The sequence below is a fragment of the Nonomuraea cypriaca genome (genome assembly GCF_015645445.1).
Classification (GTDB): domain Bacteria; phylum Actinomycetota; class Actinomycetes; order Streptosporangiales; family Streptosporangiaceae; genus Nonomuraea; species Nonomuraea cypriaca.
On the sequence record NZ_JADOGI010000339.1, the window covers coordinates 1 to 8,731 of the forward strand.

Annotated in this window: 7 protein-coding genes and 1 pseudogene; 4 read left to right on the forward strand and 4 right to left on the reverse strand. The window is 68.8% G+C overall.

What is annotated here, in order from left to right:
• On the forward strand, positions 1 to 450 hold a 450-nt coding region (locus tag ITP53_RS51515; RefSeq protein WP_195902814.1), incomplete at its 5' end, for a transposase.
• A gap of 410 nt (positions 451 to 860) precedes the next feature.
• Here the strand turns inward: ITP53_RS51515 and ITP53_RS51520 are convergent.
• The 4 genes from ITP53_RS51520 to ITP53_RS51535 all read right to left on the reverse strand — a co-directional run bounded on the left by ITP53_RS51520 (position 861) and on the right by ITP53_RS51535 (position 4,793).
• The gene (locus ITP53_RS51520; protein WP_195902815.1) at positions 861 to 2,549 is read right to left on the reverse strand and encodes a site-specific integrase; all 1,689 of its coding nucleotides are present in this window, start codon (positions 2,547 to 2,549) and stop codon (positions 861 to 863) included.
• Positions 2,550 to 2,551: 2 nt separating this feature from the next.
• Positions 2,552 to 2,803: a helix-turn-helix domain-containing protein gene (locus tag ITP53_RS51525; protein WP_195902816.1), complete on the reverse strand. Its 252-nt coding sequence runs from the start codon at positions 2,801 to 2,803 to the stop codon at positions 2,552 to 2,554.
• 302 nt (positions 2,804 to 3,105) lie between these two features.
• Entirely contained in the window at positions 3,106 to 4,002 is an 897-nt protein-coding gene (locus ITP53_RS51530; protein WP_195902817.1) for a TRM11 family SAM-dependent methyltransferase, read from the reverse strand.
• The gene (locus ITP53_RS51535; RefSeq protein ID WP_195902818.1) at positions 4,002 to 4,793 is read right to left on the reverse strand and encodes a hypothetical protein; all 792 of its coding nucleotides are present in this window, start codon (positions 4,791 to 4,793) and stop codon (positions 4,002 to 4,004) included. Before ITP53_RS51535 ends, ITP53_RS51530 begins: the two co-directional genes overlap by 1 nt.
• A gap of 708 nt (positions 4,794 to 5,501) precedes the next feature.
• On the opposite strand from ITP53_RS51535, the gene ITP53_RS51540 reads away from it, so the two are divergent.
• The 3 genes and pseudogenes from ITP53_RS51540 to ITP53_RS51550 form a co-directional block, all read left to right on the forward strand.
• Entirely contained in the window at positions 5,502 to 6,428 is a 927-nt protein-coding gene (locus ITP53_RS51540; protein WP_207757616.1) for a hypothetical protein, read from the forward strand.
• A gap of 299 nt (positions 6,429 to 6,727) precedes the next feature.
• Positions 6,728 to 7,144 (forward strand): pilin, encoded by a 417-nt coding sequence (locus tag ITP53_RS56675; protein ID WP_207757617.1) that lies wholly within the window; start codon positions 6,728 to 6,730, stop codon positions 7,142 to 7,144.
• 333 nt (positions 7,145 to 7,477) lie between these two features.
• Positions 7,478 to 8,731 (forward strand): annotated as a pseudogene (locus tag ITP53_RS51550) (hypothetical protein); the annotation flags it as partial.

The window sequence follows — 8,731 nt, forward strand, 5'->3', positions numbered from 1 at the left end:
CCGCCCGCACCCGCCCGCAGCCCGTTCGAGGTCTCCCGACTGCTCACCTCCCGCCCCGAGCGTCTCGACGAGGACCAGCGCATCTTCGTCAAACACCTGCTGGAACGCTGCCCGGAACTGCACACCCTCCACGGCCTCGTACGCTCCTTCCGAAACGTCTTCAACAAGAAGCGCGCCATCCTGATGGACCGCTGGATCACCAGCGCCCAGCGCAGCGGCATCGCGCAACTCGTCCGTTTCACCGCGGGCCTGCAGAACGACCTCGCCGCGGTGCACGCCGCGGTCACCCTCCCCTACAACTCGGGCGTGGCAGAGGGCCGAATCACCGACCTGAAAATGATCAAGCGCCAGATGGCAGGCCGGGCAAGCATCCGCCTCCTGCGCAAACGCGTCATCCTCGTCGCCCACTCACGCCGCAGCAGGCAGCCCCCGCCCGACGACGATCCGTAGCCGATCAACGATTACGAAAATCTTGTATGAGCCCGGTTCCGCTGAACGCATCCTCGGACCTGGTGGCGAGCCGGTCCTCAACATGAGGCCGGTCGGTCACCCACACGGTGATGGTCACGGCGTTCCCCGGAACGCCTGACTGTTGCCGGGGGCGGTCCCTCGCCTTGGGACAATCGCGGAAACCCAGGGCCGCGATGCGAGGGATCGTCCCACCCACAGACGTCCGGCAGCCACCTGCCCCTCAAGCGTGTGCCGCTGCTGCTGAGTGCAGTGCCTGCCGCCCAGATGCCCAGCAAGCTCGGGACGGATCGCACCTCTCTCACCTCCGCACGGCCCCTCAGCGGCAGGCCGGCCAGTCCTGCGACTGACCGGCCTGCCGCCGACTCTCTCCCTGGCCTCTCGACGGCCGATCAGCGGATCGGCATCGGGATCACCGATCCACCAGCCTCCCCGTCCGTCTTGGCGTTCGTTCCAGGTTGAGCAGTGCTCCGCCTTGACATCACCGGACCAGACACAGGAACGGCGGGCCCCGCGAAAAGAGCTGCAGTGGCCTCGGCCGCCGCAGCGGCGGCTTCGGGATAGACGCTGGTGTAGGTATCGCGGGTGAAGGCCGAGGAGGTGTGCCCGAGCGTCTCCTGCACGATTTTGATGTCCACCCCGGCGGCGAGCATCGCGGTGGCCGCGCCATGACGGAGATCGTGGAGCCGGATCGGCGGCAGACCTGCCTGGTAGCACAGCCAGTAGAAGCGGTCGGTCACCTGCTGCGGGTGCAGCGGGCGGCCGATTTCGTCGGTGAAGACGAACCCCGAGTTTATCCAGTCTTCGCCCGCGGCAAGCCGCTCCGCGGCTTGGCGCTTCTTGTGCTCTTTCAGGATCGTCATAGTTTCGGCGTCGACGGCGATCTCGCGGTCACTGGCGTCGGTCTTCGGCGTACCCTGGATCGGATCCCAGCCGAGCTGGGTGATCTGCCAATGCACGCCGATCCGCCCCTTCTCGAAGATGACGTCCGGCCAGCGCACCCCCACCCCCTCGCCCCGCCGCAGACCCCGTACTGCGATCAGCCGGTACAGGGCGAACAGCCGGTCCCGGCGGGCGTAGGCGAGGAACGCCGAGGTCTGCTCGGGCGTCCACACCATCACCGGCGACGGCCGGGACGCGCCGATGTAGGCGGCGATCGGGTCCACCCGCTTGCCCTCGCGTGCCCGCTTGACCCGATCCAGATGCCCGGCGTGGTCTTTGCGCCACTGGATGACCTTCTCCTCCGTCCAGATGACCGGCTTGGGGCGAACGGCGGGAGCCAGCTCGACCACGGCGGCCGGGTTGAAGTCCAGCAGCCGGTCCTGACTGATCGCAATATTCAGCGCGTGCCGCAACGTCGCCCGGATCCGGTGCAGAGTGGTCGAGCCGACCGGACGCCGGTAGCGGACCGACGCCACCCGGGATGGATCGCCGCTGGCGCGTTCGGCGGCAATGATGTCGTTGAACTCCTCGATCGCATCGAACATGCCCGCAATGTCGGAGACGCGCAGCCGGTCCAACCGGATCTCCCCCAGGTAGGGGTTGAGGTAGAGCCGCACGTGAGATTCGTAGGAGCGTTTGGTGGTCGCTTCGATCGACCGCTTGCGCTTGAGGAACTCCTCCAGCCATTCGGCCACCGTGATGTGCCGGTTCAGATCCTGGCGGGTGCGGACCTTACGCCGCACCTCCTCGGTATCGGGCAGGCTCTTGGTGTCCTTGAGCACCGACAACATCAGCTTCGTGATCTGCCGCCGGACGGCCGGCTCGGAATCGAGAGCAAGCAGGCCGCGAGCGTGGTCCAGCTCGGCCTCGGCATCCTCCAGCGTGGCGAACCCGCTGCGCCGCAGTGGGTTGCGTCGCTTGCCGTCGGCGTTCGCGGGGAGTTCGAGCTGGTAGCCCCAGGTGCCGTGGGTGGTGCTCCACCGGCCCCCGCCATCTCCGTGCGAGCGGCGCAGCTTGGGGCACGTCTTACTGATGTTCTTGCCGGTCTCGGGATCGATGCACCGACAGATCTTGAACGTGGTGCCCTTGGCGACGTTCGAGTCCTTACCCGCTGCCGCATTCGAGTCTCTCGCCATCATGGTCATCCTTCCTCGCTTGCCGGACGGCTACCGATGTCCGGCTTGGTGCAGTCAAGTAGCGCCCGCAGCCCGCGTACCGGCACCGCGTACCGGCCGCCGATCCGCAGGACCCGGCACGGGAACTGGCCCGCGCGAGCCAGGCGGTAGGTCGTGGTGCGGCCCAGGCCGAGCAGCCGCCCGGCCGCGAGCAGGCTGATCACCTCGGGCGCTGCCTGCTGTGCCGGGTGGCTGGCTGGGGTTGTGCTGCTGGTCATGCCTCACCTCCGTGAGCGTTGCTGAACAGGTCATGCGGCCCGTTCGGGCCGCGCGTTCCCGACGGGCTGTGGTGGCGCTACGCCCCCGGTCCGCCCCGTCCGGTCTCCAGGGGCGGGGTGTGACCGGCCGTCATCGACGGGCGGCCACAGCCCTCTGGCCCGGGATCCGATACGGGGGTGGATGGGTAGCGGGCGGTATCGACGCCCACCTTCATGGCCCGCGTCAAGCGAAATCCGTAGGTTCAGGCCGCGCCTCAGCGCCCGGCCCCTGCGCGGAGCCGGGGCCGGGCAGGCGCGTGTTGCTACTGCAGCTCGCGGACGGTGGTCAGAGCAGCGTGAGGCTCGGGTGCGGGTGGCGTCTGCGGCCGTCGGAGCACCAGGAGGTCCTCATGCGCGACGGCGTGGATGGGCAACCCGCGCGCCCAGGCCTTGCGCGCCTCGTGCAGTTGGAAGAACGACGCCCGGTTGAGCAGGTGGCCGTCGCCGAGCCCGCATAGCAGGCACACGATTCGGTCGGCGAACACCAGCCCGGCCTCCTCGGCCAGACGGTGGACGTGGCCCGGCAGGTCGACCAGCTCGCCGCGCACCCGGTACGGCCGTACCGTGATCGCCACCACGCCGCCCGGCCGCAACAGCTCCACGCAGCCGGCCAGGATGCGGCCGAACCCCTCCAACAGGTGCGGGAGCTGCTGGTGGGCGAGATTGTCGCGGTCAGCAGAGTAGCGCTGGTTCCACTTGCGTACACCTGGCTCGCCGGTGTCGCGGGTGGAGCGAATGTGCCCGTGCGTGGCCGCCCCGTACGGAGGTGAGGTGAGCACCAGCGCGGCCCGCCCAACCAGGTCGGGCAGCAGCCGGGCGATGTGCCGGGAGTCCCCGGCCATCACACGTCCGAAACCGGTCGCCCCTTGCTGGCGGGCGTGACCGAGGTTGGCGACCGCCAGGCGCGCCCACTTCTCCTCGTACTCCACACCCGCGGCGTGCCTGCCGAGATGGGTGGCCTCGACGAGGGTGGTGCCGATCCCACACATCGGGTCGACCACCAGCTCCCCCGGCTCGGTGTAGATCTCAATGGCTTGGGCGGCGATCGCGGGCAGCATCTTGCCCGGATGCCGCATCGACTCTGGCACGTACCGGCCCTTGCGCTGCACCCGCGACGGCCGCTGCCCGGTCGCCCACACCGACGTCGTCACCTCGGCCATCAACCCTCGCCCCCATCCCGCTCGATGGAGTCGGCTCCGACCAGCGTGCTGGAGCCGCCGCCGGAGGGCATGGCCGCGTCACCAGGCGGTGAGGTCCTGCGCCTAGCGAAGATGAGCACGTCACTGTGCGCTCGAGCACTCGCCGGCAACCCGGCGCACTCCGGCAGTTCCCCGGTCGCGGCCACGACTCGGCGGGAGAGGCGCGTGTTGAACCTCTCGCCGCGCACGGGATGCCGCAGGGCGATGATGTGCTGCAGATACACCAGCCCTGTGTCACGAGCCCGGATGATGATCTCCGGTACCGGGTCGACCACGCCGTTTTCCCTGTGCAGGCCAGTGACCACCACCAGATGCCCGCCCGGCCTGACCAGCCCAGCCGCACTGGCAAGGTCGAAAACCTCACCGTCGACGTCAGAGTGACCGATGAAGTCGCGCTGGCAGGTCTGCTCGGCGACGACCAACCCCGCACTACCTACGAGGTCAGCCAGCAGCGAGGAGTCCTCGCCAGGATCGGTGATGCGCAGTTCGGTGACCTCCAGGTCGTCGTTGGCATGGATGCGGGCCAGACAGGTCCAGGACACGCCCGCCCGGACCGCGTCGGTGAACACGGCCACCGGCAGGCAGCCCGCCGTCAGCGCGGCCGACACGAGCTGATGATCGCTCGCGCCGAGGTGGACCACGGTCTCGCCCAGCCGGGCGCACGCCGCGACCAGGTGACGGGCCAGCGGACCGCTGATCGGACGGCAGCACCCTGTCGGGCAGGTAGCGGGTGATTCGGTGCTGGCCGCCACCGCCCATACCGACAGCGGCAGATGCCCCTGGTTCGTGTCCTGGGGCTGGCGATCCGGCGGAAGAGAAGGGCCGCGGAGACGGGTGTCCGGTTCGGCCGCGGTGGACGAGTTGCAGGTGTCGGTGGATGTGGGCGTGGAAGCGGTTGAGGTAGGCGGCGTGGGTTTGGTCATGTGGGTGTGGCCCGAAGTGCCGGGCCACCGATCCCTGTCACTGTTCCAAATACCTGCCGTACGACCCGAGTTTGGACAGGCCGTATAGCAAAGCTTCGGCAAGGCCACCGGCCGCCACCGAGCTCCGCTGCTCGGCGGCTCCCGGCTTCTCGTCCACAGCCTGTGGGCAAGCCGCACTGCGGGATGCTCGCGAGACCGTTGACGGCGGGACCCATCCGGCTCGACGCCGTCCGCGCTAGGGTCCAGGCTTCGGTTCATCGCTTGACGCAAGCTTGACCCGAGACTTCAGCCGCCGCTCGTAACCGCTGGTCAGAAGGGTTTTCAGCAGGACGCCGCTGCTGGCGCCTTCGTACCTCCCGCCGGACACAATCCGTACTTCTCGACGTTTTCGCAGGTCATCCATGGTTCCGGAGCGTTATTCAGAAGTGGCGTGATCTTTACCGTGCTCGATAACTGATCAGTTTGTGTCCGGTTCTTGTCCGGGCTCTCTGGCGACATGGCGACGTCCGAACCGATCAAGCCTTTCGGAGCGTCGCCATGTCTCACTCTTCGGTCCAGCTCTCCACGGACGCCACCACCAGCAACTCGATCACCACAAGCTCGCCCGTCGACCGCACTGCCCCGGACAGCTCGCGTGCGACCTGCATGACCTCCACCGAGACGTTGTCCGCTGCGGACCTCGACGCGGAAAACGCCCCCGCCGACATGGGACTCGGTGAGGACTGGGGCTCGGGCGGCTCGCTGCCACTGGATGTGGCCGAGCGCGCCTTCGACCTGCTCATGCGCGGCCCCGAACCGCTATCGGTGGACGGCGCCCAGCTCGGGAACGGGCTTCCGACCCGGCCAATCCCGCTCAGCGAGCTGCGCGAGATGCTGCTACACCCGTCCTGCTCACGCGCCACCCGTGACCACGTGTGGCGGCACCTGATCGGCCAGGCACGCGACCACCGAGGAGCGTGGATGGTCGCCGCCGTCACCTTGGCGATCCCGATGCTGCGCCGTCTCATGACAGCGCTCGCCGGCGCGATCCCGGCCGAGCGGATCGACCGGGAGGACCTGGAGGCCGAGGTTCTGACGGCCTACCTGGAAGCCCTCTGCGAGGTGAATCTGGCCTGGTCACATCCGCTGCTGCGGCTCTCGCGACTGACCCACACCGCCGTTCTCCGTGCTCACGCTACCGGTCAGCCCACTCTGCTGGCCGACCCCGACCTCACCGACCGGGCCGACAGCGGCAGGCAGACCCTGGCCTACCCGGCCGGTCACCCCGATCAGCTTCTCGCGCAAGCCGTTGCTCAAGGGATCATCACTGCGGCGGAGGCGCAGCTGATCATTTGCACCCGGTTGGAAGGCATGCCGCTCAGTGCCTACTGCCGCCGCGACGGCCTGCTCTACTGCACCGCGATCAAGCGCCGCCAGCGCGCCGAAACCGCCCTCCACCAGGCAATTCAACGCGGCGACCTGTAGCGATCGCCACCGGCGCCAGCCGAGAGCGGCCAGCAAAGGGTTCACAAAATCCGCTGGCCCTCATGTCCTAACTCGGCCTTTCACCCAGGTCTTTTAACCGGTGAGAAGGCAGCGCGGAGGGCGCCGGCCCGACAGCGGGACCCGTACCTGGTCACCGGTCCCTGTCACCCGGCCCAGCCCACTAGCTCCGCTCGCTGAAGGAGGACGCCCACCCGGTTCCGCGACCGGCCCGGCACCTCCGCGCCGCCCTCACCGCCCGCCGTCATCCGACGCATCCGCCACTGCCTAGGAGGCAGCACATGAGTTCCCGCCAGCGCCGCACCACCGCTTCGTCCCAGACCCACAGTCTCAAAGTCGCGCTCATCGCTTTGATCATCCTCGGCGGCATCGTCCTGGGCACCGCGCTCGAATACGCCCTCGCCCACGCCGCCACAGCCACCGCCGAAAGCTCTGTACTGACCGCCGTCTCTGTTCTGGCCGCACCGGCCTCGCTGAACGCGGTGATCGACAACCTGCGCAACGTCATCGTCGGCCTGCTGGTCGCCCTGGCGACCTTGTTCCTGACCGTCGGCGGGGTGCGCTACATCCTGGCCGGCGGCGACCCCGGCGAGGTCGAGGCGGCCAAGAAGACCCTGCGCTACGCCGCCCTCGGCTACGGCATCGCCGTCCTGGCCCCGCTGCTCGTCAGCGTGCTCAAGGGCATCGTGGGTTCCTGACCCGTGACCCGCCACCCGCCACCTCGCCCACCCACGGCGAACACGCTCCGAGCCATCCAGCGCCACCTGGCTCAGCTCCTCACCATCATCGCCATCACGCTCACTGTCACCGCCACCCAAGCCGCCGCTGAACCAGACCCACCGCCAGCGCCCTCGCCAACGGCGAACCCGCAGCCCACACCGCCCGCCACACCTGCTCCGAGGTCGACTCCGTCCACGCCGACGGGGCCGATGCTCACGCCACCGCCGCACCCACAACCGAGCACCAGATCCACTACCCCGGCAGCAGAGCCAGAGCCTGCCGCCGAGCCGACGCCCCAGCCGGACGGCGGGGTGGAGGAGTGCGGGTGGCTGGACTTCGGCTGCAAGATCAACCGGGCGCTGAACGGCTGGTTCGGCTCCATCGTCACCGAGGCGATCCAGCCCGCCTTCCAGACCATGGGCACGCTGCTGCTGTCCTCACCGCCGCCGGACATGGTGGAGCGCGTTCAAGAGCTGTCCGCGCACGTGCGGATGGTGGCCAACGCACTGCTGGCGCTGTTCGTGCTGGCCGGCGGAGTGATCGTGATGGCGTACGGCAGCGTGCAGACCTCCACCACCGCCGCCGAGGTCGCACCCCGCGTGGTGATCGCCGCCATCGCGCTCAACTTCTCGCTCACCCTCTGCCAGTACGCCATCGAGCTGGCCAACGGCCTGGTCGCCGCGCTACTCGAAGACGGCGTCGACGGGCAGCGGGCCGGCGACCTGATCGCCAACAAGCTCATCAACCCGTTCGGCCAGCTACAGGCCCCGCAGATGTTCTTCATCTGGATGATCGGGCTCGCCGTGGTGATGGGCCTCATCCTGGCCTTCATCGCGGTCGTACGGATCGCGCTGCTGCTGTTCCTGATGATCGCGGCGCCGCTCGCGCTGCTGTGCCACGCGCTGCCGCAGACCGAGCACATCGCCCGGCTGTGGTGGCGCGCCTTCACCGGCGTCCTGGTCATGCAGGTGCTGCAGGCGCTCGTACTCATCCTCGCGTTCAAGGTGTACTTCACCGACTCCACCGACACCTTCGCCGCCCCGTCCGGCGGCCCGGCTCTGGCCGCCGTGAAACCCACTGTCGTGCGCGCCGTTGACGCGCTGGTGCTGATCGGCCTGCTGTTCATCCTGATCAAGATTCCCGGTTGGGTGGCCCGCTCCGTCTGGCAGCCCGCCCAGCCCCAGCTGCTCAAGCGCCTGATCAAGGCCGTGATCCTCTACAAGACCGTCGGCCTGGCCAGAACCGCCCTGGCCAAGGGTGGCAGAGCTGCCCGCGCCGGCACACGCGCGCCGTCCACGCGTCGTCGGCCGCCCGGCTCCGCAGGCGGGGGACGACGCCGCCCTACCCGGCCGAGCGGCGGGCCACCGGGAGCGCAGCCCACGGGCAGACCTACACCCAGTCAAGGAGCACCACCTGTGAACACACCCACCCCGCCTGGACCGCGCGGTCACCAGCAGCTTCAGCTACCCCTCAACCTCCCGCCCACGTCGGCTGGCCCGAAGTCGCGGCGTACAGGATCGGCCACCGCGCAGGGACGTCAGCTGGCGTTGCCATTCCCGGTCACC